Origin of the sequence: Rhodophyticola sp., assembly GCF_965284195.1 — a bacterium.
In the GTDB taxonomy this organism is placed as follows: Bacteria; Pseudomonadota; Alphaproteobacteria; order Rhodobacterales; family Rhodobacteraceae; genus Rhodophyticola.
Map to the genome: position 1 here is coordinate 655,695 of NZ_CBDIRM010000001.1, position 24,378 is coordinate 680,072.

A 24,378-nucleotide genomic window follows, 5' to 3' on the forward strand; every position below is an offset into this window, starting at 1 on the left:
AAAATGTCGGAATTGATGAGGGGCAAGCGCGGGCTGATCATGGGGGTCGCCAATGAGCGCTCCATCGCCTGGGGCATCGCGCGGGCGATGCATGCGGAAGGGGCGGAACTGGCCTTCTCCTATCAGGGGGAGGCGTTCGGCAAACGCGTGGAGCCGCTTGCCGCATCGCTTGGCTCGGATCTTCTGATCGACGTGGATGTGACCGATGACGCCTCGATGGACGCCTGTTTCGAGCGTCTGAAAGAGGTCTGGGGCAGTATCGACTTCGTGGTCCATGCCATTGCGTTTTCGGATAAATCCGAGCTGACGGGCCGGTTCATCAACACCACGCGCGAGAATTTCAAGACCTCGCTGACCATCTCCTGTTACTCGCTGATCGATGTGGCCAGGCGGGCCTCGGCCCTGATGCCCGATGGCGGGACGATCCTGACGCTGACCTATCAGGGATCGAACCGGGTCACGCCGTTTTACAACGTGATGGGTGTGGCCAAGGCGGCGCTGGAATCAGCGGTGCGCTATCTGGCCAACGATCTGGGCCCCGAGGGCATTCGCGTGAACGCGATCAGCCCGGGCCCGATGAAGACGCTGGCTGGCGCCGCGATCGGCGGGGCGCGAAAGACCTTCAAGACGACCGAGGCGAACGCCCCGCTGCGCGCCAACGCGACCCTGGAGGCGATCGGCGGCACGGCGGTTTATCTCGCCTCCGACTACGGGGCCTGTACCACGGGCGAGATCATTATCGTGGATGGCGGCTATCACGTGCTCGGGATGATGCAGCCCGAGAACCTTTAGCGCCCTAGCCAAGCGCCACGATATGCACCGCGAAGGTCAGATCCTGACCGGCCAGCGGGTGGTTCGCATCAACTGTCACATGGGTGTCCGACACCTCGGTGATCGCGGCGACCATGGTTTGCCCCTCTGGCGTCTGCAATTGCAGTTTTGTGCCCAATTCCAAGGGGATATCGTCGGGAATGGCCTCCCGCGGGACCTGCTGGACGCCATCGACGATATGCTGGCCATAGGCCTGATCGGCGGGGACGGTGACGGTTTTCCTGTCGCCGAGGCTCATGCCCTCGAAGGCGGCCTCCAACCCTGGTATGATCTCACCTTCGCCCATGGTGAATTGCAGGGGGTCGCGGCCGTCCGAACTGTCGAAGACGGACCCGTCGTCGAGGGTTCCGGTGTAGTGGAACGATACCGAAGTGCCTGGGGTAACCTTTGTCATATGACATCCTTGTCGGGGGGAATTTGTGCGCCGCGATCCGCGTCGCGATCATCCCCCGAGCCTAGCCGAATTCCGACCTAAGTAAATATTGCTGTTGAGAATTGTCGGAAGAGGCGGCCTGTGTCACGATGGCGCCACCAAAACAGGAAGGCGATGCCATGCCGGTTACAACCTGTGTATTCGATGCGTATGGGACATTATTTGACGTAAACGCCGCTGCGAGAAATCTGGCGGAGGAAGACGGGCTGGAAGGGTTTGCCGCGGTCTGGCAGCAGGTTTCCAGCCATTGGCGGGCCAAGCAGCTGCAATATTCATGGATCCGCACGATCGCGCGCGACCACGTGGATTTCTGGCAGATCACGCAGGACGGGCTGGATTGGGCGCTGGATGTCACCGATCAGGCCGATCCGGAACTCAGGGAGCGATTATTGGGCCTTTACTGGACCTTACCCGCCTATCCTGAAGTGCCGGAAACGCTGGCCAGGCTGAAAGCCAACGGGATGAAGACGGCGATTTTGTCGAACGGATCGCCCAAGATGCTGGAAGGCGCGGTGGACAGCGCCGGGATCGGCGATCTGCTGGATGCGGTGCTGAGCGTCGAGGAGGAGCGGGTTTTCAAGCCCGATGCGCGGGTCTATGCGTTGGTGGGCCGCCATCTGGATGTCTCCAAGGACGAAGTTTTGTTCGTGTCGTCGAACGGGTGGGATGCCGCCGCGGCGGCCTCCTACGGGTTCCGGGTGCTCTGGGTGAACCGCGCCGGGGAGCCGGTGGACAGGTTGTCGGGCAAGCCGGGACAGACCGCGCGGGATCTGCGCTGCGTGCCCGACGTGGCCCGGGCCGATCCCGCATGATCCGATATGCGGTGTCCGACGATGGTCTGCGTCTCGCCTACGAGGATCGGGGGGCGGGGGAGCCGCTGGTCTGCCTGCCCGGGCTGACCCGGAACATGGAGGATTTCGAGCCGGTGGTGGCGGCCTTTTCGGAGCGCGCGCGCATCATACGGATGGATTTCCGGGGGCGCGGCGCATCGGATCACGCCCCCGACCCGATGAGCTACAACGTCCCGCAGGAGGCGCGCGACGTGCTGGCCCTGCTGGACCATCTGGGGCTGGACAAGGTGGCCATTCTGGGCACATCGCGCGGCGGGCTGGTGGCGATGATGCTGGCGGCGACCGCCAAGGAGCGGCTTTCCGGCGTTGTGCTGAACGATGTGGGCCCGGTGATCGAGCCCGGCGGGCTGGACGCGATCATGGATTACATCGGGCGACGCCCCGGATTTGCCACGCTGGCCGAAGGCGCGGCGGCCCTGCCTGCAAGCTATGCGCCGGATTTCCGGAACGTCCCGCCCGCCACATGGGCGGACATGGCGCGGCGGATCTGGCGGGAGGAGGAGGACGGGCTGCATCTGCGCTATGATCCGCGCCTGCGGGAGGCCGTGGCCCCCGCCTTCGACACCACGCAGCCGGCGCCGGACCTCTGGCCGCTCTTCGATGCGCTGGACGGGCTGCCGCTTGCGCTGATCCGGGGGGCGAACTCCAACCTGCTGTCACGGCAGACCACCGCCGAGATGCGCCGCAGGCGGCCGGACATGCTGGTGGCCGAGATCCCGGACAGGGGCCATGTGCCGTTTCTGGACGAGCCCGGCGCAGTCGCCCTGATCTCCGAATTTCTGGATCTTGTTTCATGAGTGATATCAAAATGATAGAGGCCGCGGCTGACAGGGCGCGGGGCCATGTCAGGCGCACGCCCTTGCTGTCCTCCCCGTTTCTGGACGAGATCGCCGGGCGGCGGGTTCTGGTGAAGGCGGAATGCCTGCAACATACCGGCAGCTTCAAGTTTCGCGGGGCGTGGTCGGCTCTGTCCGGTCTTGCGCCCGAACGGCGCCGGGCGGGGGTTCTGGCGTTCTCCTCGGGCAATCACGCGCAAGGCGTGGCGCTGGCGGCAAAGCTTCACGGCGTGCCGGCCACCATCATCATGCCGCAGGATGCGCCGGCGCTGAAGATCGATAATACCCGCGCCTTCGGGGCCGAGGTCGTGCTCTACGACCGCGCCGGGCGTGAAAAGCGCGAGGAGATCGGTGCGCGTCTGCAGGCCGAACGGGGGCTGACCCTGATCCGGCCCTATGACGAACCGCTGGTCATCGCCGGGCAGGGCACCTGCGGGCTGGAGATTGCCGAACAGGCGGCGGAACAGGGCGTGACCAAGGCGGAGGTGCTGAGCTGTTGCGGGGGCGGCGGCCTGACCTCGGGCATCGCGCTGGCGCTGGAGGCGCGCGCGCCGCGGATGCGGGTGAGACCGGTGGAGCCGGAGAGGTTCGACGATACCGCGCGCTCGCTCGCCTCGGGCGGCATCGTCCGGAATAGCGGCCCGGAAACAGGGTTTTGCGACGCGATCCTCACACCATCGCCGGGGGAGATTACATTCCCGATCATGGCCGCGCGTTGCGGCCCCGGGCTGGTGGTGAGCGATGCCGAGGTGCGCGCGGCGATGCGGCTGGCGGCCGCCCGGCTGAAGCTGGTGATCGAGCCGGGCGGCGCGGTGGCCCTTGCCGCAGCATTGTTCCATGGCGACGCGCTGGAGGGCGATGCGGTGATCGCCACGGCCTCGGGCGGGAATGTGGATCTGGCGCTTTACAGCGAGGTCTTGTCGGAGGCGGCCTGAGATCGCCTGCGGCTGAGGCCGATGGCGAAGATCGCAAAGGACATCGACATCAGAACCGCCGACAGCAGGAAGGGCGCGCCGGGCAGCACCGGATCCGCGCCATCGCGGGTGAACCAGAAAAACGCCTGCGTCATCATCAGTGGCGACAGGATCATCGACAGAGCCGCGATGGAGGACAGGACGCCCTGCAATTCGCCCTGCTGGTCCGCGCCCGCCGCCCGCGACATCACCGCCTGCATGGCCGGGGCCACGATCGCGCCGATGGCCGAGATCGGGATCAGCGCCCAGATCATCCAGCCCTGGCTCGCCAGACCGTAGGCGACCAGACAGATCATGTTCAGGATCAGCCCCCAGTAGACCGCGCGGACCTCGCCCAGGCGGGGCAGGATGAGACGGATCAGGCCCGCCTGCACCACGGCCATCGCCAGACCGTAAAGCGCAAGCGACAGACCCACCTTGCCGGTGCCCCAACCGAACGCGGCTTGGGTGTAATAGGCCCAGACCGCGGGATAGACGAAGTTGGAAATCTGGTAGACCAGCATCACGATCAGCAGCAGCCTCACACCCGGCAGGGCGCCCACATGCTGCAACGCGCCAAGCGGATTGGCCCGCCGCCAGCGGAGCGGGCGGCGCTTTTCGGGCGGCAGGGATTCGGGCAGAACGACATAGCCGAAGACAAAGCTGAGCGCGGCGAGACAGGCCGCGGCGATGAAGGGCGCGCGCGGGTCCAGCCCGCCAAGCAGACCGCCGAGGATCGGGCCAAGAATGAAGCCGACGCCGAAGCCTGCCGAGATCAGGCCGAAGTTCTGCGCCCGTTTCTCCGGCTCCGTGATGTCGGCCATATAGGCCAGCGCGGTGGCATGGGTGGCCGCTGCGATGCCCGCGACGATGCGGCCCGCCAGCAGCAGCCAGATCGTGCCTGCAACCGCCATCACCGCATAATCCAGCGCCATGACCGCCATCGAGACGAGCAGGATCGGGCGGCGTCCGAACCGGTCGCTGAGATTGCCGAGGGTCGGCGAAAAGCCGAATTGCATCACCGCATAGGCGGCCGACAGGATCCCGCCCCACAAGGCCGCATTCGCCAGATCGGCGCCGCGAACCTCGCGGATGAGATCCGGCATCACCGGCAGGATCAGCCCGATGCCGATGGCGTCGAGGGCGACGGTGATCAGAATGAAGATGACAGGCAGGCGGCTGCGCATGGGAAAATCCGGTTCTGCCGCCGCGTCGGACAGCGCATTTACCTATCGGGCCCGCCCGGGCCTGTCCATCCCCAAGGGGATTTGCTCAGGAAAACCGCCGGTCCGCGGCCGCTGCATAGGCGCGCGCCTCGGCGGGGGCGTGGCCAAGCGCGCGTCGCGGATCGCGCGCGGGGGCGAGGTCCAGATCGGGAAAGTCGCGGGCCACCAGATCGCCAAGCGGCGCGCCGGATGTCTGAGCTTCGGCGCATAATGCCTTGATCGCGCTTTGTGCTTCGGGTCTGGAGATCCGCTCCGCAAGCAGGAAGCTGTACGCTTCCGCATGGATCAGCTCCAGCGGATCGGCGATGTTGGAGGCCATGCGCGCGGTGTCCGGCGTCAGCGTTTCGGCCAGATCGGCGGCGAGTGCCAGGGCCTTTGCGGCCCCCGCCACCATGGCCGGCAGGCTCAGCCATTCGCAAAGCCACGCCGCGCCGTCCCGTTCCTGCCGGTGCAGCATCGCGCCCTGCATCGCGGTGTTGAGTGCGGCCACATGCCGGGCCAGCGCCACCAGAACCGAGGGGCCGACCGGGTTCTGCTTCTGCGGCATGGTCGAGGAGGCGCCGGCGGCGGCCAGGGAGATTTCCGCAATCTCGGTCTGGGTCAGCAGGATCAGGTCCTCGCCCAGCTTTCCGGCCGAGCCCGCGACCAGCGTCAGCCAGCCCGCAAGCTCCGCGATCCGGTCGCGCTGACTGTGCCATGAGGCGTGCGGCGCGGCGAGGCCAAGTGCCTCTGCCAGCGCCTCGCGAAGGGCGGGCAGTTCGGGGCCGAGGGCCGCGCCCGTGCCCGCCGCCCCGGACAGCGAGACCGTCAGAAGCCGCGGGCGCAACTGATCGAGACGATGCAGATGCGCCAGAAACGGATGGCCCCAGCCCGCCGCCACCATGCCGAAACTGGTGGGCGTCGCCCGCTGGCCATAAGTGCGGCCGGCCATCGGCGTTTCCGCATGCCGCCCGGCATGGGCGGACAACGCCTTGCAAAGGCGGGATATTTCACCTTCCATCCGCACCAGCGCCTGGCGCAGCCGAAGGATCAGGCCGGTGTCGACGATATCCTGCGACGTGGCCCCCCAATGGACGTATTGGGCCGCATCCCGGTCGCCGATTTCGGCCCGGAAGGCGGCAACCAATGCAGGGATCGGCACCGCGTTCCGCCCCGTGGCGGCGGACAGGGCGGAGGGGTCGATCTGAACCTCCAGACTGGCGCGGTGGATGGCGTCGCCCGCCGCCGCCGGGATGATGCCAAGCGCGCCCTGAGCCTTGGCAAGCGCCCCCTCGACCAGAAGCAGGGCGCGGATCTCGGCGCTGTCGGTGAACAGTTTCGCGGTTTCGCGATCCGTAAACAGATCGCGGTAGAGCGCACTGTCGAAGGGAGAGATGCTCATGATCCGCCCTCGATCACGCCCAGACCGGTGAGGAAATCAACCAGATGGCCGGTGTAGATGTCGGGCTTTTCCACGCATGGCAGATGGCCCGCCCCCCGGATCAGCTCGTACCGCGCGCCGGGGATGAGCCCGGCCATTTCGCGCACCAGATCGGGCGGGGTGGAGCCGTCTTCGGACCCCGCGATCACCAGCGCGGGCAGGCGCAGCGCCGCCGTGGTGGTGTAGAAGTCCGTTCCCGCGATCGCGGCGGAACACCCCGCATAGCCCGCCGCCGGTGTGGTTTCGACCATGCGTTTCCAGGGCAGAACCGCCGCGCTCTCCCGAAAGGCCGGGGAAAACCAGCGTTGGAGGATGGTGTCCGACATGGCCGAAAGACCTTGGCTTTCCACCATTGCGATCCGCTCATGCCACATCTCGCGCGTTCCGATTTTGGGGGCGGTGTTCGACAGGACGACCGCGCGGATCTGATCGAGCCGTTTGGCGGCAAGCCCCTGCGCGATCATGCCCCCGATGGAAAGGCCCACGAACACGCAGTCGCGCACCTCCAGCGCGTCGAGAAGCTGCTCCGCATCGCGCACCAGTGCGCCCATGGAATAGGGCGCGGGCGGGCAGGCCGACAGCCCGTGGCCGCGTTTGTCATAGCGGATGATCCGCAGGTTTTGCGGAAGCCGCGCCACCACATCGTCCCAAAGCCGCAGATCGGTGCCGAGCGAGTTGGCGAAGACCACCGGCGGGCCGTTCGGGTCGCCATCCTGCCGCACATGCAGATGGATATCGCCAAGCTGGATGCTGTTCATGTGATCCTCCCTCAGGGGCTTTGTCGGACAGATCGGCCCGTGCCGCAAGCCGGGCGTGGTGGCGCAAACGGACCTTGCACGCCGCGAATGGGCTTGCGGGCGGGTGAAACCCTTCGCACTCTGCCCGAAAGCGAGAAGGATTCATCGGTGACACTCATCCGCGCGGCCGTCTGCCATGCCTTTGGCGAACCATTGAAAATCGAGGAGGTTACCCTGCGCGCGCCCGCCGCGGGCGAGGTGGAGGTGACGCTGGAGGCGGTGGCGATCTGCCATTCCGACATCTCCTATATCGACGGCGGATGGGGCGGCGGCCTGCCGGCGGTCTATGGCCATGAAGCGGCCGGGATCGTCACCGGCATCGGGCCCGGCGTGACCGGTCTGGAGGCTGGCGCACGGGTGATCGTGACGCTGATCCGCGCCTGCGGCACTTGCGTCGATTGTGCCTCGGGCGCGCCGGTCTATTGCAGTTCCGCCGCACCGGTGCCGCCAAGCCTGACGGGCGCGGACGGGCGCGCGCTGGTCAAGGGACTGAAATGCGCGGCCTTCGCGGAAAAGGTGGTGGTCGACCAGAGCCAGGTCGTGGATGTGGGCGGGCTTGCGCCGGAGGCGGCTTGCCTTCTGGCCTGCGGGGTGCCGACGGGCGTCGGCGCGGCGGTCAACACCGCCGGGATCCGCCCGGGGCAGAACGTGGTGGTGATCGGCGCGGGTGGTGTGGGCCTGAACGCGATCCAGGGGGCCCGGATCGCAGGCGCGGCACGGATCATCGCGATGGATCTGGAGCCGTCGAAGCTGGAGGATGCCAGGGCATTCGGAGCCACCGACGGAGTGCTGGCCAGCGAGCCGAAGCCGTGGAAGGCGATCCGGGCGCTGACCGGCGGGCGCGGCGCCGATCATGTGCTGGTCTCCGTCGGTGCGATCCCGGCCTATGACGTGGCGATGCGGCTTCTGGCGCCAAAAGGCACGGTCTATGCGGTCGGCATGCCGCATTCGGGCGACACGGTCAGCTACGAACCGGTGATCATTGCCGCGACGGGGCAGGGCATGCGCGGCTCGCTGATGGGGGAGGTCGTCCCGAAACGCGATATCCCCTGGATGGTCGAGCTTTACGGGCAGGGCCGTCTGAAGCTTGATGAGCTGGTGACCGGGCGGTGGACGCTGGACCAGATCAACGAGGCGATCGCCGATACCAGAAGCGGCAAGGCACGGCGCAATGTCATCGTGTTTCGGGGCGCATCCCCGGGCGGCACCGGCCCCGCAGGACTGGCGGCGGATCAGGCCCTGCCCGGGTGACGGGCGCGCGGCCGGACCGGATCGCAAGGCCGCCGCGCCGGGCCCGCCGATGGCTGGGCCGGGTCAACTGGACCCGTTCGGCGAAACGTGATCTGGTCGGCCCTCCCGGCCCCGGAAAAAGGAGAGCCCGCCATGAAACTCGCCGATCTTGAGGTGTTTGTCGTCGCGCCGCCGCCGCCGGGCTGGGGCGGGCGCTACTGGCTGATTGTCCGCGTCACCACCGCCTGCGGGATCACCGGACTGGGGGAGGTCTATGCCGCGGCTGTCGGGCCGGAGGCGATGCGCGCGGTCATCGGCGACGTGTTTGCGCGGCACATGGAGGGCGAAAGCCCCGAAGATATCGAGAAGATGTTCCGCCGGGCCTATTCAAGCGGGTTCACGCAGCGGCCCGATCCGACCGTGATCGGCGCGTTTTCCGGGCTGGAAATGGCCTGCTGGGACATTCTGGGCAAGGCGCGGGATCGGCCGGTCTGGGCGCTGATCGGGGGCCGGATGAACGACCGTCTGCGCGCCTATTCCTATCTGTACCCGATGGATCACCACGATCCGCGCGCCTTCTGGACCAGCCCCGATATGGCTGCCGAGGCCGCGGCGGCCCTGGCCGATGACGGCTGGACGGCGGTGAAATTCGACCCTGCCGGCCCCTATACGATGCGCGGCGGACATATGCCCGCGCTGTCCGATATCGCCCGATCCGTCGCCCATTGCGCGGCGATCCGCGCGGCGGTGGGAGGGCGGGCCGATCTGCTTTTCGGCACCCACGGGCAGTTTTCGACCGCGGGCGCGATCCGGCTGGCCCGCGCGTTGGAGCCCTATGACCCGCTCTGGTACGAGGAGCCGGTTCCCCCCGACAACGCGGCCGCCATGGCCGAGGTCGCGGCGGCCAGCATGATCCCGGTCGCGACCGGCGAACGGCTTTGCACCAAGGCGGAGTTTGCCCCGGTTCTGCGCGCCGGGGTGCGCATCCTGCAGCCGGCCCTTGGCCGGGCGGGCGGCATCTGGGAGGTCAAGAAGATCGCCGCGATGGCCGAAAGCCACAATGCGCAGATGGCGCCGCATCTCTATGCCGGGCCGGTGGAATGGGCCGCCAATGTGCATTTCGGCGTCAGCACGCCCAACCTGCTGATGGTCGAGGCGATCGAGACGCCCTTTCACGACGCCCTGGTCTCGGGGCGGCCCCGGGTCACGGACGGCTTCGTGGAGGCGCCCGCCGCGCCCGGTCTGGGGATCGAACTGGACGACGCGGTGGCCGCGGCGCATGCCTATGCCGGCGGCCGTCTGCATCTGGAGATGCGCGACGCGCCGTGCGACTGGCAGGGCGGCAATGCCTTCGCGGGCGGGGCGGAGGATTAGCGCGCCTTTTCGTGCTGGTAGCGCAGCCTTGCCACTTCTTCGTTCTTCTCGGCCCGCTGCTGATTCTTCAGGTCTTCTTCCACATAGTTCATATGGGTGATGATCGCCGCGCGGGCGGCCTCGGGATCGCGGGCCTGAATTGCGTCGTTGATGATGCGGTGGTGTTCCAGAAGCAGGTCGCGGGTTGTGCGCTGCTTGAACATGATCTGGCGGTTATAGAACACACCTTCGCGCAGCAGGTCGAACATCGACCGCATCATGTGCAGCATGATCACATTGTGGCTGGCCTCGATGATGGCCAGATGAAACTCCGCGTCCAGTTCCGCCTCGTCCGAGGGGTTCCGCTTGGAATGGGCGGCCTCCATCTTGTGGTAAAGCGTGTCGATGACCTTCAGATCGGTGTCCGAGCCATGAACGGCGGCGCGGGCGGCGGCCAGCCCTTCGAGATCCCGGCGGAAGGAGACATAATCGAACACCGCCTCGTCATGGGCGGCGAACAGCCGGATCAGGGCCTCCGAAAAGGCGCTGCCCAGCACATCGGCAACATAGATGCCGGCACCCGCCCGTGTGGCGAGCAGGCCGCGGGTCTGCAGTTCGGCGATGGCCTCGCGGAGTGACGGCCGCGACACGCCCAGGCGTTCGCTCAACTCCCGCTCGGACGGCAGCCGTTCGCCCGGCCGCAGAATGCCGCGCAGGATCAACTCCTCGATCTGTCGCACAACGGAGTGGGACAGTTTTTCCGCCTCTATGCGCTGAAACGGCACGACCGGGCCCTCCCTCCCAATTGGTCAAAACATATGACCAGCACGGGCGGGTTGTCTAGGGCTGTGATGGGGGAATGATGCCCGGCAGAAACGTCGCCGGGCGCGAACCCGGCCCGTTCGGGGGCCGGGTTCGGGTTTGCGTTCCTGCCGAGGCGTCAGTTCATCGGGCGGATGACGATCTCCACCCGGCGGTTTTGCTGGCGGCCTTCCGCAGTGGCGTTGGTGGCGATCGGTGCGGTTTCGCCCCGGCCATAGCTGCGGACGCGCGCGGGGCTGACGCCTTCCTCCAGAATCACCCCGGCCACCGCGTTGGCGCGGCGCGTGGACAGATCCTGATTATAGGCGGCCGAGCCGGTGTCGTCCGTATGGCCGATCACGTCCACCGTGGTGTTGGGGTATTGCTGCAGGTTGCGCGCGAGGGCGCGGATATCGTTTTGCAGGCCGGGGCGGATGGCGGCGCTGTCCACGGCGAACAGGATGCCCTCGGGCATCGTCACCACCAACTCCTCGCCGGTGTTGTTGATCGAAATCTGGTCATTGGCCATCGACGACCGCAGATCGCGCGCCTGACGGTCCAGCATCTGGCCGATGCCTGCGCCGGCAAGCGCGCCGACGGCCGCCCCTGCGACGGCGCCCATGCCCCGGTCGCTGTCATTGGCCTGCGCCCCGATCGCAGCCCCCAGGATGCCGCCAACGATCGCACCGTCCCGGGTGCGGTTCGCATTCGGGTCGGTGTTGGTCGGCACGCAGGCGGTGAGGCCCAATGCGGCGATGGCGGTTACGGCGATGCCGGTTTTACGAATGGTCATGTAGCTGCCCTTTTCCCATGTCTTCTGGCCCGGTATCTGTCACGGGCCTCCTTGGCTATCTGCAATAGCAGGGCCTTGTTATTCAATAACATCGAAAAAAGCGACGGCGGAAAGCCGCCGGTTCGCCGGGCCCGCCCGGTCAGGCGGTGCTCCGGGCGTCCTCGGCGGCGGTTTCCCAGGCGAGCATGGCGCGCTTGACCGGCAGGCCCCAGTGGTATCCCGCCAGCGCACCGGATTTCCTGATCGCCCGGTGGCAGGGGATCAGCCAGCTGATCGGATTGCGTCCCACGGCGGTGCCGACGGCGCGCACCGCGCGGGGGTTTCCGACCGCCCCGGCAATCTCGGAATACGTGGTCACCTGCCCCGAGGGGATGGACAGAAGCGCCTCCCAGACCTTGATCTGGAAGGGGGCCCCGATCAGATGCAGCCGCGTCTCGCCGGTCCGGCCGAAGGCGGCGGCGACCCATGGGGCCAGCGCGGCGGGATCCTCGACATAGGCCGCATTGGGCCAGCGCCCCGACATGTCGGCAAAGGCCGCCTCGCGCCCGACCTCGGAGGCAAAGGCCAGCCCGCAGAGGCCCCGCTCGGTCCCCATGGCGAGCGCGTCGCCGAACGGGCTGTCGAACCAGCCATGGCGGATGGTCAGGCCCGCGCCGCCGCGGGCGTAGTCACCGGGGCTCATGGCTTCCCACCGCAGGAACAGATCATGCAACCGGCCGCCGCCGGAAAGACCGGTTTCGGCCACCGTATCCAGCACCGTGAACCGGTCGGCCAGCAGGCGCTTGGCATGATCCAGCGTCAGGTATTGCTGATAGCGTTTGGGGGACACGCCGACCCATCTGGAAAACACGCGCTGCAGATGGGCGGGGCTCATCTTGAGCGCGCGCGCCAGTTCCTCCAGCGAGGGGCCGGGCGCGGGTGCCGCATCGATGATGTCGATCGCGCGGCGCACCACGTTGAAGTGATAGGCTGTGTCGGGTTCCGGCAGGGTCATCTCATTCATCTTACGCTCCATCCTCTGGTCAAGGATAGGGGGGCGGTGACGGTTGATGCGACCCGGTTCTTGCGCCAAACGGATGGCCGGTGTCAGGCGACGCTGGCGCGCGTTTCCCGTTCTCTCTGACGTTGCGGATAGAGGCAGAGGATTTCCTCGGGCACCAGATCGAGACGGGCAAGGCAGGGCCGGTCGGATAGCCCGCGGGCGATCTGCTGCGCGATGACCCGCGCGATCGGCGGCAGGGCCTTCAGCGTCGGTTCGCCCAGCCAGAGACTTTCGACCCAGAGCCCGTTGACCTGCACGAGTTCATGGACGTCGAAGAGAAGCTGCACAACCGTGACCGAGGTGCCGGCCGGCCGCGCGGCAATGGCGCCGCCATCGGCCAGCCGGCCCGCCTGCGCGAAAACCTGCGGCTCACCGAATAGAAGCTCGGCCATCGGTTCGCGGATCTGGACCCGCAGAGAGCCCGAAACGGTCAGCGGCTGTTCGGGCCGCCCTGTTGACACCGCACCGGCGGCAAGCTGCACCGGAGCCGTGCCGGGGCTGGTCGTGGATGTGCCCGCTTGCATGCGATGGCGCAGGATCCAGCGAACGGGTTGCAGCCCGTTGTCATGGGTCAGCACCATGTCCCCCTCGCGCAGGCTGTCCGCGCGGCGGAGGCCAGCCCCGGTCGCCACCAGTGCGTCGGAGGCGAAACCGGGCAGATCATGGGTGGCGCGGGAGCCGGCGCTGTCGGCGTGCGCAGGCGCGCACGATCCATCTTCGCCGGTCAGGTCCGCATAGCTGAGGCCCGGCACAAGCGGCCGGGAGCTTGCATAGCCCACCGCGCGCCCGTCGATTTCGATCCGGTCGAGACAGATCGCCGCTCCGTCGGGCGCGCGCAGCCGTGCATAGGGCGTGGCGTCGACCGCGCCGCTGATCCGGGGCCTGTCGGCGGGCGTGGCGATGCTGGCCACAGGCGCAGGCGACGGCCCGCCGGGCACACCGGGCGCGACGATCATCTCGATCTCGTCCCGCCGCGGGTCGAACCCGGCCCCAAGGGCGAATGTCGCCTCCCGCCGGTCATAGACGAGAGCCAGAGGATCATAGGCGATAAGACGAATGCGGGGCATGGCAGTGCCTTTCCAGGTCGACTTTCGGGCCCCGCGTCCTAACAGGCTGATCGTCATCACCTGATTAACCGCACCGGGCAAAGCGCGTACAATTCGCAACGAATTGGCGGTATTCATCCGGGGGGCTTGCCGTGCCGGTTCTGCCGCGCCATACGGTTGCCCGAAATGGCCAAACAGCTCGACTATCATACGCTCCAAGAGATTTTCACGCGCTTTCGCGCCTCCGAACCGGAGCCGAAAGGCGAGCTGGAGCATGTGAACGCCTATACGCTGGTCGTGGCTGTGGCTCTCTCGGCGCAGGCGACGGATGCAGGCGTGAACAAGGCCACGCGCGCGCTTTTCCGGATCGCGGATACGCCGCAGAAGATGCTCGACCTCGGCGAAGAGGCGTTGATCGGCCATATCAAGACGATCGGTCTCTATCGCAACAAGGCCAAGAACGTCATCAAGCTCAGCCGCATTCTGGTGGAGCAGTATGACGGGCAGGTGCCGTCCTCCCGCGCGGCGCTGCAATCGCTGCCCGGGGTGGGGCGCAAGACCGCCAATGTGGTCCTGAATATGTGGTGGGGCTATCCCGCGCAGGCGGTCGATACGCATATCTTCCGCCTTGGCAACCGTTCGGGCATCGCGCCGGGCAAGGATGTCGATGCGGTGGAGCGCGCGATAGAAGACAATATTCCGGTGGAATTCCAGCAGCATGCCCATCACTGGATGATCCTGCACGGGCGCTACATCTGTGTGGCGCGCAAACCCAAATGCGCGGCCTGCATCATCCGCGATCTGTGCCAATTCGAGGACAAGACCTTATGAGTAAAACCTATGACGTGGTGGGCATCGGCAATGCGGTCGTCGACGTGATTTCCCATGGCGATGACAGTTTCCTGGACAATATGGGCATCACCAAGGGCATCATGCAGCTGATCGAGCGCGAGCGCGCCGAGGTGCTTTACGCCGCCATGTCGGACCGCGTCCAGACGCCGGGCGGATCGGTCGCCAACACGCTGGCGGGTCTTGGTACGCTGGGTTTGAGCACGGCCTTTGTCGGCCGGGTCAAGGATGACGCGCTTGGCCGGTTCTATGCCGACAGCATGGTGGCCGAAGGCACCGATTTTCCGAACCCGCCGGTGAATGGCGAGCATCTGCCGACCTCGCGCTCGATGATCTTCGTCTCGCCCGATGGCGAACGCTCGATGAACACCTATCTGGGCGTGTCCTCCGAACTGAGCGAGGAGGACGTGGACCCAAGCGTGATGGGGGCCGCGAAACTCCTGTTTCTAGAGGGCTATCTTTTCGACAAGGACAAGGGCAAATCCGCCTTTCTCGCCGCCGCGGCGGCATGCCGGGCGGCCGGCGGGCAGGCGGGCATCACCCTGTCCGATCCGTTCTGCGTGGACCGCCACCGCGACGGGTTCCGGGCGCTGATCGAGGATGAGATGGATTTCGTCATCGGCAACGAGGCCGAATGGCTGTCGCTTTATGAGACCCACGATCTGGATGTGGCCCTGCGCGAGGCGGCGATGGTCTGCCCGACGCTGGTCTGCACCCGCTCGGGCGAGGCGGTGATCCTGCGCCGCGATGACGAGCAGGTGGAGGTGCCGGTGGACAAGATCACGCCGGTGGATGCAACCGGCGCGGGCGATCAGTTCGCCGCCGGGTTCCTTTACGGGCTGGTCACGGAGCAGAGCCTTGAAATGGCGGGGCGCATGGGCGTGCTGGCCGCGGCCGAGGTGATCCGCCATATCGGCCCGCGCCCGCATCGCTCGCTCAGGCAGCTCTTCGCCGAAGAGGGGCTGATCCAGACCGAAGGCTAGGTCCGCCCCCCGCGATTTGCTAGCAAGGGTCTGGGCCGCCATGCACAGAGCCGCCGCAGCCCGTTGTTCTTGAAGCAGATTTTCCGGGGCGCCGATCATGGATCGCTACATCATCCTGCGCGATGAAAACACCGCGCTGCGGCGTGGACAGCCCTTTGGCGTGCCCGGGGCGGGCGCCGAGCCGTTCAGCCGCGGCATGGCGTCGACGATCCCGCCCGATCCCGTCTTCGAAACCGCCGAGATGCACAGCGCCGAGGCCCGCAGTCTTAAGCATGACCCGGGCGTGCTTCACGTCGCCCGCGCCATGCCGACCCGGCTGGTGGCCCCGGTCGCTTCCGCCACCCCGGGGCCGGGCGTGGGGGATGGGCCCACATGGGGCGTTGTGCGGACCGGTGCCGCCGACAGCCCGTTTGACGGGGTGGGGGTGAAGGTGGCCGTGCTGGACACCGGCATCGATGCCGCCCATCCGGCGTTCCGGGGCGTACAACTGGAGCAGCGGGACTTTTCCGGCGATGGTGACGGCGATCCGAACGGTCACGGCACCCATTGTGCGGGCACGATTTTCGGCCGGGATGTGGAAGGAACGCGGATCGGCGTTGCCCCCGGGGTCGGGACGGCGCTGATCGGCAAGGTTCTGGGCGATGACGGCTCGGGCAGTTCGGAGATGCTGTTCGATGCGCTGAAATGGGCCTCCAGCAACCGGGTGCGGGTGGTCTCGATGTCGCTCGGCTTCGATTTTCCCGGATTTGCGGAGCGGTTGGTCGCGGAGGAGGGCATGCCGGTGATCCTGGCCACCTCCATCGCGCTGGAGGCCTACCGGATGAACCTGCGCATGTTCGACCGGATCATGGACCTGTTTCGCTCGCAGGCCGCCTTCGATGGCGGCGTGGTCGTTGTGGCGGCGAGCGGCAACGAAAGCGCGCGCGAGACGAACCCGGATTTCGAGGTTTCGGCCTCCGTCCCGGCGGCGGCGGAGGGCGTCATCTCCGTCGGTGCGGTTTCCGAGGCGAGCGGCGTGCTGTCGGTTGCGCCCTTTTCCAACACCAACCCGGTGCTGAGCGCGCCGGGGGTCAATGTCGTCTCCGCCGCGACCGGGGGCGGGCTGGTGGCGCTGAACGGCACCTCCATGGCCTGCCCGCATGTGGCCGGCGTTGCCGCGCTCTGGTGGCAGGCGCTGGCGGGCGCGGGCGTCCCGCTGACCAGCCGGGCGGTGGAGGCGCGGATGCTGGCCAGCGCCACGCGGGACGGGTTCGTCGACGGCACCGATATCGCCGATCGGGGGCAGGGTCTGGTGCAGGCACCCTCCGCCGCGCTTGCCTAAGCCATCGGAAGGCTTTTCCTATCAATTGTTGCAATGACTTGCAGACCGGAATCTCTGTAACAGGGTAGCGGTGCTTTGGCAGGCCCGGGGCATCCAATCCAGCCAGGCCATCGTCGCAACATTGCCGGAGGCCGCTACGTATGACTGACGCGCTCAACAGCTATATCTTCTACGAAATCGCCGCCCTTCTGGTGCTGGCGGCGTCGGTCGGCTTCGTCGGGCTGATGCTTCGCCAGCCGCTGATCGTGAGCTTCATCGCCGTAGGCATCCTGGCCGGGCCGTCGGTTCTGGACATCGCGCGCTCGGATATCCAGATCGACCTGCTGGCCGAGCTTGGCATTGCGGTGCTGCTGTTCCTTGTCGGGCTGAAGCTGGATCTGAACATGGTCCGAACCCTCGGGCCGGTGGCGTTGCTGACCGGGTTGGGGCAGGTGGCCTTTACCACGATCTTCGGCTTCCTGATCGGGCTGGCGCTTGGCTTCGGCTGGGTCACGAGCCTTTACATCGCGGTTGCGCTGACCTTCTCCTCCACCATCATCATCGTGAAACTGCTGACCGACAAGCGCGAACTGGGTTCGCTCCACGGGCGCATCGCGCTGGGGTTCCTGATCGTGCAGGATCTGGTGGTGGTGATGGCGATGATCGTGCTGTCGGCCATCGGTGTGGGGGCGGGACAGGACGGCGCCTGGACCGAGGTGCTGGCCGTGTTCGGCTATGGCGCGCTGATGCTGGTGGCGGTCGGGCTGTTCATCCGCTATCTGGCCGACCCGCTGGTGCAGCGGCTGTCCCGGTCGCCGGAACTGCTGGTCTCCTTCGCCATCGGATGGGCGGCGATGCTGGCGGCGCTCGGCCATTATCTGGGCTTCGGCAAGGAGCTGGGCGGTCTGCTGGCGGGTGTCTCGCTCGCCTCCACCCCGTTCCGGGAGGCGATTGCCGCGCGTCTGGCAAGCCTGCGCGACTTTCTGCTTCTGTTTTTCTTCATCGCGCTCGGTGCCTCGCTGGACCTGTCGGTTCTGGGCGCCAGCGTCTTCGCCGCGCTGATCTTCTCCGCCTTCGTTCTGATCGGCAACCCGTTGATCGTACTGGCGATCATGGGGGCCATGGGATACCGCAAGCGAACCGGGTTTCTGGCGGGTCTGACCGTGGCGCAGATCAGCGAGTTCTCCCTGATCTTCATGGCGATGGGCGTCTCCATCGGCCATGTCAGCGACGAAGCGCTCGGGCTCGTCACGCTGGTCGGGCTGATCACCATCGCGGCCTCGACCTACATGATCACCTATTCCCACCAGCTCTATGACCGGGTGGAGCCGGTTCTGGGCGTGTTCGAACGCGCCTCGGCCGGGGCGATGGAGGATCGAAGCGAGGCGCCCACCCGCGCCCATGATGTCATCGTCTTCGGCCTTGGCCGCTACGGCATGGCGATCTCCCGCGAACTGGCGGAGCAGGGGCAGCGCGTTCTGGGGGTCGACTTCAATCCGGTCGCGGTCCGCTTCGCCCGCGATCAGGGCATGGATGTGGTCTATGGCGATGCGACCGACCCGGAATTTCTGGCCCATCTGCCCTTGTCGAACGTGCGTTGGGCGGTTTCGGCGGTGCCGGAGCATGACACGGGCATCACCCATGACGATCCGCGCCGCGCCCTTGTGCTGGCGTTGCGCCAGTTGGGCTTTGCGGGGAAGGTCGCGGTGGCTGTCCACAATGACAGGACGGGGGAGGCGATGCGGCTGGCCGGTGCCGATCTGGTGCTGCGCCCGTTCCAGGACGCGGCCACCCAGGCCGCGCGACTGGTGATGGACGGCACCGCGCGCCCCGCAATCGCCGATGTCACCGACCCCGAGGGGCAGCGCGATCTGGCCTCATGACCCGCGTTGCGGGCCCGCAGGCCTAGCCGAACTGCCCATCGATGAAGGCGCGCGCCTCGCGGGTCTTGGCATGGGTAAACATGGTTTCCGTGGGCCCGATCTCCAGAAGCCGGCCCAGATGGAAATATGCCACCCGGTCCGCGACCCGGCGGGCCTGCATCATCGAATGGGTGATGATGACGATGGCCTTGCTTTCCTTCAGCTCCAGCACCAGTTCCTCGACCTTGGCGGTCGCGATCGGGTCGATGGAGCCGGTGGGTTCGTCCATGAGCAGCACATCGGGCTGGGTGGACAGCGCGCGGGCGATGCACAGCCGTTGTTGCTGCCCGCCTGACAGATCGGTGCCCGCTTTGCGGTGCAGATCGTCCCGCACCTCCTCCCACAGATGGGCGCGGCGCAGGCAGGTTTCCACATGGCCCTCCAGCTCTGCCTTGTCGCGCATCAGCCCGTGAAGCCGGGCCCCGTAGGCGACATTGTTCCAGATCGAGGAGGGGAAGGGGTTGGGCTTCTGCGCGACCCAGCCGAAGCGCCGGCGCAGAAGCGGCGGGTCCACATCGGGGTCGTGAATGTCTTCGCCATCCAGCACCAGTTGGCCGGTGATCCGCACGTCCCGCGTGTCGTCATGCATCCGGTTCAGGCATTTCAGCGCGGTGGATTTGCCGCAGCCGGAAGGGCCGATAAAGGCCAGCGCCTCGCCGGGATGGAGATCGAAATTCACGTCGATCAGCGCCTGTTTCTCTCCATACCAGAGGTTGAGGTCGCGGATCTCCATGAAGGGCGCCGTATTGCGGCCCGAGGGATGAATGACGGTGGTGGTCGTGGCGGCGTCCGTGTCAGCAGTGTCGAACATCTTTGCGCTCCTGATTTTGGTCCTGATCCTTGCTCTCGAAGGTCTCACGCGGACAGAGACGGGATGTTGATCTGGATCGAACCGGGGCAAGATTTCATGAAAGTTTCACAAACCTGAGGAATCACGTCAGACTGATGTCACCTGCCTTCATTAGACAGGATCTTTGATACCCTTTTGTGACGGAGACGATCCCATGCAGAGTTTTACCGCGGCCTTTGACCGTCGCTGGGTGCTGAAGGCCATGGCCGCCGCCCCGATTGCCGCCGGTCTGCCCGCCCGGGCGCGCGCGCAGGAGAGCCGGGATGCGATCCTGCTCAGCATCTCGGACCTGCATTCGCCCTATGCGCGGCTTCCCGCCCTGCTGGAGGAGGTGCGCGGGATCGTGCGCGGGGCCGGCGTGCCCGTGGGCATGGTGATCAACGGCGATCTCTTCGAGCGCGGGAATGTGGCGGCCACCCGGTCCGGCGCCAGCGCGGACTGGGCGTTTCTTGAGGCGCTGGCGGCGGAACTGCCGCTGGTCGTCAATCTGGGCAATCATGAAACCGCGATCCTCGACGATATGGCCGTGTTCGTGGCCCGCGCCACGGCCGCGGGCGCGCAGGTGATCGGCAATCTGGTGGACCGCCGGACGGGGCGGTTCTTCGCGCCCGTCTCAACCCGGATGGGGCTGGGCGGGATCGACATCGCGCTGATGGGTGTGGGAACCGACAACCCCTTCGTCTATCGCCCGCCCGCCCGGGAGACGCTCAGCCTTCTGGATCCCGTGGGTTTCGTTTCCGATGCCTTCGCCGATGCGACCGGCGGCGCCGACCTGCCGGTGCTGGTCAGCCATGCGGGCGTGCTGGCGGATCGGGCGATCCTGCCGGATCTGTCGCCGGGCACGCTGATCCTCGGGGCTCATGACCATCTGGATTTCGCCCATGAGGCCGACGGGCTGAGCTATCTTCACGGCGGGGCCTGGGCGCGCAACCTGACGGTGATCGGGTTGAGCAGGACCGGCGAGGGCGTGGCCGTCAGCCATGAGATGCGCGCGATCGCCCCCATGGGCGGCGACGCGGCCCTGGCCGAGACGATCGCGGCGGTCAAGGCCGAGCATCTGACCGCGGAGGATACCGCCGTCATCACCGAACGGGCCGCCGCGCTGGATCTGCCGGCCTCGATCCTGCTGGCCGCCGAGGCGGTGCGCGCGGCAAGCGAGGCCGATCTGGCGGTTCTGGGCCATACGACCTTCGGCGCGCCTTTGGCCGCGGGACCGCTGACCCGCTATGATTTCGACGCGTTCATCCGGTTCGACGGGGCCATCGCCGTGGCCGAGGTGCCGGGCGATGTGCTGGCGCAGATCATGACCCGCGCCAATCAGCATCAGGCCGGCAGTCTGGACCAGCGGACCGGCGATTTCATTCACGCCGCCGAAATCGAGATCGATCCCGCGCGCATCTACCGGCTGGCCACCAATGGCTGGACCGCTCGGAACCAGGACAGCTATCTCGGGACGAGCGATCTGGAATTTGCCGAGATCGAGGGCATGAGCCTGAAATCCGTGGTGGCGGAGGCGCTGGCGGCCGGGCTTTGACGACCCGGGCTTGACCGGATCCTGAGGGCGCGCGGGGAGGCTCTTTGCGCGTCAGAGTTGCGGGACGACCAGCCAGAGCGTTGCGCGCTGGCCGCTCTCCTCATCCGCGCATGTCAGCCGGACAAGCGCGGGGTCCGTGTCGGCATGAAAGAGGCGCATCGCGGCATCGGCCCGGCAATCCGCCACCGGATCGAAGGCGGAGGGATCGAACGCATCCGGGCCCGTGTTGCCGCCACCAAGCGCATGCGGCGGCAGGATCTGCCGGCCGGCGCGCAGCGTATCCTCGATCCGCGCGGCCAGATCCTTGGCCGACAGGTGATAGGCGGGCCCGGACGGGACAGCGGAGTTCGGGCGGTACCCAAGGCCGATCCGGTCGAGCGTCAGGGCATCCTCGCGGGGCAGGGCGGTGCGCCCGGCGTCAAGCGGTCAGGCATCGGCCGCGGCAAAAAGATCATACGGGTTGGCGGGGTCTTGCAGGGGAAGCGTCTCGACACGCGGCGCGCCATCGGGGCCGAAGTCGATCACCCGCGCCACACCGCGAAATCCGCGGTCGTCGCCCCCGGCGAGAGAGCGATGGATCAGGAGTGTATCGGTCTGCCGGACCATGTGCAGCCTGTGATTGTCGGTGATCGTGCGCAGCAGAAACAGCGTATCGGCGTTGCGCGCGAACAGCGCATCCTCCACAGTCACGACCTGCGGCGGGGTGGCCCAGACAGGCCCCGCCGCGATCAGGGCCGCGGCGCAGAGCCTAGTCGCCCAGTTTCGCGTGCACCTCGTCAAGGTCGATCTCTCCGATGGGCATCTTGTTGGATGGATCCTCGAAATCATACCGGAACAACTGGAAATCGCGTTTGTAGATCTCATAGACCAGATGCATCGACAGATCGTCGAAATAGTCTTCGACCGGGTGGGCACGCTTGGGGCCATGCCCTTCGGATTCGTTGAACCGCGGCACGGCGTCCAGCGCGACCTCATGGGCCATCGGGATCGCATCCAGAACGGTCTGCATCCCGTCATTGAACTTTTCGGTCCAGAAAATGTGGTCGTAGCGCCCGCCATTCACGATGAAGGTGGAGATATGGCCCGACATTGCCGACCAGTGGATATCCGGGTCCATCGGGCGCCGCCAGCGGATGGTGTCGCGCGCGAACAGCAAGAAGCGCCGGAAGCTCCTGATCTGGTCGAACTCCTCCTTCCCGTCATCGCCGCCGACCTCGATCCCGTATTTCTGGATCAACAGCGGCACCATGTTGCCCCGGTAGCGCTTGCCGTTGCGCTGAATGCCGCAAATCTTGTCGAAAAAGCTGGACAGGATGCGGGTATAGGGGTTGCGCACGCAGGTGAAGGCATAGGATTTATGCGCTTTCACATTCGCTTCGATCTTGGGCTGGCTGGCCTCAAGCGCCCATTTGTGGATGCCCGCCTTGGCATCATGGATATCGCCGTCGAAATACGCGCCCTGATCGGAGTAATACATGATCTGGCCGATGGTGGAGCAGGCGCATTTGGGCACCACGCGATAGACCACGCTTTCGCTTTCGGTCATCCAGGTTCCGGGAAAACCCATGGGCGGAGCACCTCCTACTCGATATTCGACGCCTTATAGCGCGCTGATTGATACCGAAAAAGCAAACAACTAGGGTTTCTTCAACCGATATCAGGTATTAGTGGCACAACTATAAGGAAAGATTGAGGCTTCTGTTTCGGAAATGGCAAAGATCGCCTTCATCCTTCTGTGCCACAAGGATGCGCCTGCCATCATCCGGCAGGCGGAGCGTCTGACCGCGACGGGCGACTATGTGTCGATCCATTTCGACGGGCGTGCCAACCAGGCGGACTATGTGGCCATCACCACGGCGCTGGCGGATAATCCGGGCGTCGTCTTCGCCAGAAAGCGGATCAAATGCGGTTGGGGGGAATGGTCGCTGGTGCAGGCCAGCCTGAATGCGCTGGAGGCGGCGGAGGCCGCCTTTCCCAAGGCCACGCATTTCTACATGCTGTCGGGCGATTGCATGTCGATCAAATCGGGCGCCTATGCGCGGCGCTTTCTGGACGCCGCCGACAAGGACTACATCGAAAGCTTCGATTTCTTCACCTCCGACTGGATCAAGACCGGGTTCAGGCGCGAGCGTCTGGTCTACCGGCATCTGGTCAACGAGCGGAAGAACAAGTGGCTGTTCTACCTGCTGTTCAACACGCAACGGCGTCTTGGGCTGGAACGCAGCATCCCCGAGGATCTGCAAATCATGATCGGAAGCCAGTGGTGGTGCCTGCGCCGCCGCACGGTGGAGGCGGTGCTGGGGTTCTGCCGGCAGCGCCCGGATGTGATCCGGTTCTTCCGCACGACCTGGATCCCCGACGAGACGTTCTTTCAGACGCTGGTGCGCCATCTGGTGGCCGATGTGGAGATCGAGACGCGCTCGCTGACCTTCAAGATGTTTTCCGATTACGGGATGCCGGTGACCTTCTACAACGATCACTACGATCTGCTGATTAGTCAGGATTACCTCTTTGCCCGCAAGATAAGCCCCGAAGCGACGTTTCTGAAAGACCGGCTTGGCGCGCTCTGGGCCTCCAGCGAAACGAATTTCGCGATCTCGGGCGATGGCGAGAAGCTTTACACGTTCCTCACCGGCCGGGGCCGGATCGGGCGGCGGTTCGCGCCGCGCTTCTGGGAGCGGGAATCGACCCTCGGGCAGGACCGGGAACTGATGATGATCGTCTGCAAGAAATGGCATGTGGCCAAGCGGCTGCTGCATGCCGCCGAAGCCGCGACCGGGATCAGGGGGATCGAGTATCTGTTCGACGAGGCATCCTGCGCCATCCCGCATCTCGGCGGGCTGGAACGCACATTGGACAAGCGCAACCGCCACCGTCGCGCGGTGATGCGGATGCTGTTCGACTATTACGACACCGATCAGATGATCATCTGCCTCGACCCCAACAATCTCGACCTGATGCAGGATTTCATGTCCGACCGGGCCAATGTCAAACTGCTGGAGATCCAGTGTGTCTTCGACGATGCGTATCTGATCGGGCATGCCGAGCGGGTGGGGCTGGCGGCGCCGGAAACCCCGGCAAAGATCGTCGACCGGCTGCTGCCGACGCTGCGCTATGAGTTCGATTACGAATCGGACCGGATCCGCGAGGCGGACTTTCCCAATCACCTGCGCCTGCGGCAGGATCGCCTGGCCGAGGAGAACACCGATGTGCTGCACAGCTTTTTCGGCGGCTCGCGGGAGGTGGCCATGGCGCTGGCGGACACCCCAAATCTGTTCGACGACTGACCGCATGCGCAACATCCGGGTCGCGGCGAGGGGGCCCGGCA

23 protein-coding genes are annotated in these 24,378 nt (G+C 66.2%); 12 read left to right on the forward strand and 11 right to left on the reverse strand.

Annotated features, from left to right (window positions below):
- The first annotated feature begins 3 nt into the window (after nt 1-3).
- Nucleotides 4-792, forward strand: a complete 789-nt coding sequence (locus tag ACQ651_RS03330; RefSeq protein ID WP_227285314.1) for an enoyl-ACP reductase FabI — start codon at nt 4-6, stop codon at nt 790-792.
- Nucleotides 793-796: 4 nt separating this feature from the next.
- On the opposite strand, the gene ACQ651_RS03335 is transcribed toward ACQ651_RS03330, so the two are convergent.
- Nucleotides 797-1,225, reverse strand: a complete 429-nt coding sequence (locus ACQ651_RS03335; RefSeq protein WP_430448299.1) for an FKBP-type peptidyl-prolyl cis-trans isomerase — start codon at nt 1,223-1,225, stop codon at nt 797-799.
- Nucleotides 1,226-1,383: 158 nt separating this feature from the next.
- Here ACQ651_RS03335 and ACQ651_RS03340 point away from each other — a divergent pair, with 158 nt between their 5' ends.
- Genes ACQ651_RS03340 through ACQ651_RS03350 form a run of 3 tightly spaced genes read left to right on the forward strand, consistent with a single transcriptional unit; the run spans nt 1,384 to nt 3,886 of the window.
- Nucleotides 1,384-2,076 (forward strand): haloacid dehalogenase type II, encoded by a 693-nt coding sequence (locus ACQ651_RS03340; protein ID WP_227285316.1) that lies wholly within the window; start codon nt 1,384-1,386, stop codon nt 2,074-2,076.
- Nucleotides 2,076-2,912, forward strand: coding sequence for an alpha/beta fold hydrolase (locus ACQ651_RS03345; protein WP_430450300.1), 837 nt, complete (start codon nt 2,076-2,078; stop codon nt 2,910-2,912). Before ACQ651_RS03340 ends, ACQ651_RS03345 begins: the two co-directional genes overlap by 1 nt.
- The gene (locus tag ACQ651_RS03350) at nt 2,909-3,886 is read left to right on the forward strand and encodes a threonine ammonia-lyase (protein ID WP_430448300.1); all 978 of its coding nucleotides are present in this window, start codon (nt 2,909-2,911) and stop codon (nt 3,884-3,886) included. The genes ACQ651_RS03345 and ACQ651_RS03350 overlap by 4 nt, the downstream gene beginning before the upstream one ends.
- On the opposite strand, the gene ACQ651_RS03355 is transcribed toward ACQ651_RS03350, so the two are convergent.
- The 3 genes from ACQ651_RS03355 to pcaD form a co-directional block, all read right to left on the reverse strand.
- Entirely contained in the window at nt 3,856-5,091 is a 1,236-nt protein-coding gene (locus tag ACQ651_RS03355) for a TCR/Tet family MFS transporter (RefSeq protein ID WP_227285318.1), read from the reverse strand. The genes ACQ651_RS03350 and ACQ651_RS03355 overlap by 31 nt on opposite strands.
- Nucleotides 5,092-5,176: 85 nt before the next feature.
- Complete coding sequence (locus tag ACQ651_RS03360; RefSeq protein ID WP_430448301.1) at nt 5,177-6,511, reverse strand: lyase family protein; 1,335 nt, start codon at nt 6,509-6,511, stop codon at nt 5,177-5,179.
- Entirely contained in the window at nt 6,508-7,308 is an 801-nt protein-coding gene (pcaD, locus tag ACQ651_RS03365) for a 3-oxoadipate enol-lactonase (RefSeq protein ID WP_430448303.1), read from the reverse strand. The genes ACQ651_RS03360 and pcaD overlap by 4 nt, the downstream gene beginning before the upstream one ends.
- A gap of 147 nt (nt 7,309-7,455) precedes the next feature.
- On the opposite strand from pcaD, the gene ACQ651_RS03370 reads away from it, so the two are divergent.
- Entirely contained in the window at nt 7,456-8,598 is a 1,143-nt protein-coding gene (locus tag ACQ651_RS03370) for a zinc-binding dehydrogenase (RefSeq protein WP_227285321.1), read from the forward strand.
- A gap of 132 nt (nt 8,599-8,730) precedes the next feature.
- Nucleotides 8,731-9,951 carry a mandelate racemase/muconate lactonizing enzyme family protein gene (locus tag ACQ651_RS03375; RefSeq protein ID WP_430448305.1) on the forward strand — a complete coding sequence of 407 codons (1,221 nt, stop codon included), beginning with the start codon at nt 8,731-8,733 and terminating at the stop codon, nt 9,949-9,951.
- Here the strand turns inward: ACQ651_RS03375 and ACQ651_RS03380 are convergent.
- From ACQ651_RS03380 to ACQ651_RS03395, 4 genes are all read right to left on the reverse strand, one after another.
- Nucleotides 9,948-10,715, reverse strand: coding sequence for a FadR/GntR family transcriptional regulator (locus ACQ651_RS03380; protein WP_375550224.1), 768 nt, complete (start codon nt 10,713-10,715; stop codon nt 9,948-9,950). The two genes, ACQ651_RS03375 and ACQ651_RS03380, sit on opposite strands and share 4 nt — an antisense overlap.
- Before the next feature lie 155 nt (nt 10,716-10,870).
- Nucleotides 10,871-11,524, reverse strand: coding sequence for an OmpA family protein (locus ACQ651_RS03385; RefSeq protein ID WP_227285324.1), 654 nt, complete (start codon nt 11,522-11,524; stop codon nt 10,871-10,873).
- Between the two features lie 139 nt (nt 11,525-11,663).
- Complete coding sequence (locus ACQ651_RS03390) at nt 11,664-12,527, reverse strand: methylated-DNA--[protein]-cysteine S-methyltransferase (protein ID WP_430448307.1); 864 nt, start codon at nt 12,525-12,527, stop codon at nt 11,664-11,666.
- An 83-nt stretch (nt 12,528-12,610) separates the two neighbouring features.
- Complete coding sequence (locus ACQ651_RS03395; protein ID WP_430448308.1) at nt 12,611-13,633, reverse strand: Hint domain-containing protein; 1,023 nt, start codon at nt 13,631-13,633, stop codon at nt 12,611-12,613.
- A gap of 165 nt (nt 13,634-13,798) precedes the next feature.
- Between ACQ651_RS03395 and nth the strand changes: the two genes are divergently transcribed.
- From nth to ACQ651_RS03415, 4 genes are all read left to right on the forward strand, one after another.
- The gene (gene nth / locus ACQ651_RS03400) at nt 13,799-14,443 is read left to right on the forward strand and encodes an endonuclease III (RefSeq protein ID WP_430448309.1); all 645 of its coding nucleotides are present in this window, start codon (nt 13,799-13,801) and stop codon (nt 14,441-14,443) included.
- The gene (locus tag ACQ651_RS03405) at nt 14,440-15,444 is read left to right on the forward strand and encodes an adenosine kinase (protein ID WP_227285328.1); all 1,005 of its coding nucleotides are present in this window, start codon (nt 14,440-14,442) and stop codon (nt 15,442-15,444) included. The genes nth and ACQ651_RS03405 overlap by 4 nt, the downstream gene beginning before the upstream one ends.
- Nucleotides 15,445-15,541: 97 nt before the next feature.
- Nucleotides 15,542-16,765, forward strand: a complete 1,224-nt coding sequence (locus ACQ651_RS03410; protein ID WP_430448310.1) for a S8 family peptidase — start codon at nt 15,542-15,544, stop codon at nt 16,763-16,765.
- Between the two features lie 140 nt (nt 16,766-16,905).
- The gene (locus ACQ651_RS03415; protein WP_430448312.1) at nt 16,906-18,627 is read left to right on the forward strand and encodes a cation:proton antiporter; all 1,722 of its coding nucleotides are present in this window, start codon (nt 16,906-16,908) and stop codon (nt 18,625-18,627) included.
- 22 nt (nt 18,628-18,649) lie between these two features.
- Here the strand turns inward: ACQ651_RS03415 and ACQ651_RS03420 are convergent, their stop codons facing one another.
- A complete protein-coding gene (locus ACQ651_RS03420; protein WP_430450301.1) occupies nt 18,650-19,399 on the reverse strand; it encodes a phosphate ABC transporter ATP-binding protein in 750 nt (249 codons plus the stop codon).
- A 271-nt stretch (nt 19,400-19,670) separates the two neighbouring features.
- Here ACQ651_RS03420 and ACQ651_RS03425 point away from each other — a divergent pair, with 271 nt between their 5' ends.
- Entirely contained in the window at nt 19,671-21,050 is a 1,380-nt protein-coding gene (locus ACQ651_RS03425) for a 5'-nucleotidase C-terminal domain-containing protein (RefSeq protein WP_430448314.1), read from the forward strand.
- Nucleotides 21,051-21,476: 426 nt separating this feature from the next.
- Here ACQ651_RS03425 and ACQ651_RS03430 read toward each other — a convergent pair whose 3' ends face one another.
- Together ACQ651_RS03430 and ACQ651_RS03435 are read right to left on the reverse strand one after the other, a co-directional pair.
- Nucleotides 21,477-21,830: a hypothetical protein gene (locus ACQ651_RS03430; protein WP_430448316.1), complete on the reverse strand. Its 354-nt coding sequence runs from the start codon at nt 21,828-21,830 to the stop codon at nt 21,477-21,479.
- Nucleotides 21,799-22,617, reverse strand: a complete 819-nt coding sequence (locus tag ACQ651_RS03435; RefSeq protein WP_227285333.1) for a sulfotransferase family protein — start codon at nt 22,615-22,617, stop codon at nt 21,799-21,801. Before ACQ651_RS03435 ends, ACQ651_RS03430 begins: the two co-directional genes overlap by 32 nt.
- Before the next feature lie 142 nt (nt 22,618-22,759).
- Between ACQ651_RS03435 and ACQ651_RS03440 the strand changes: the two genes are divergently transcribed.
- Nucleotides 22,760-24,337: a DUF5928 domain-containing protein gene (locus ACQ651_RS03440; protein ID WP_375550218.1), complete on the forward strand. Its 1,578-nt coding sequence runs from the start codon at nt 22,760-22,762 to the stop codon at nt 24,335-24,337.
- Nucleotides 24,338-24,378 lie beyond the last annotated feature (41 nt).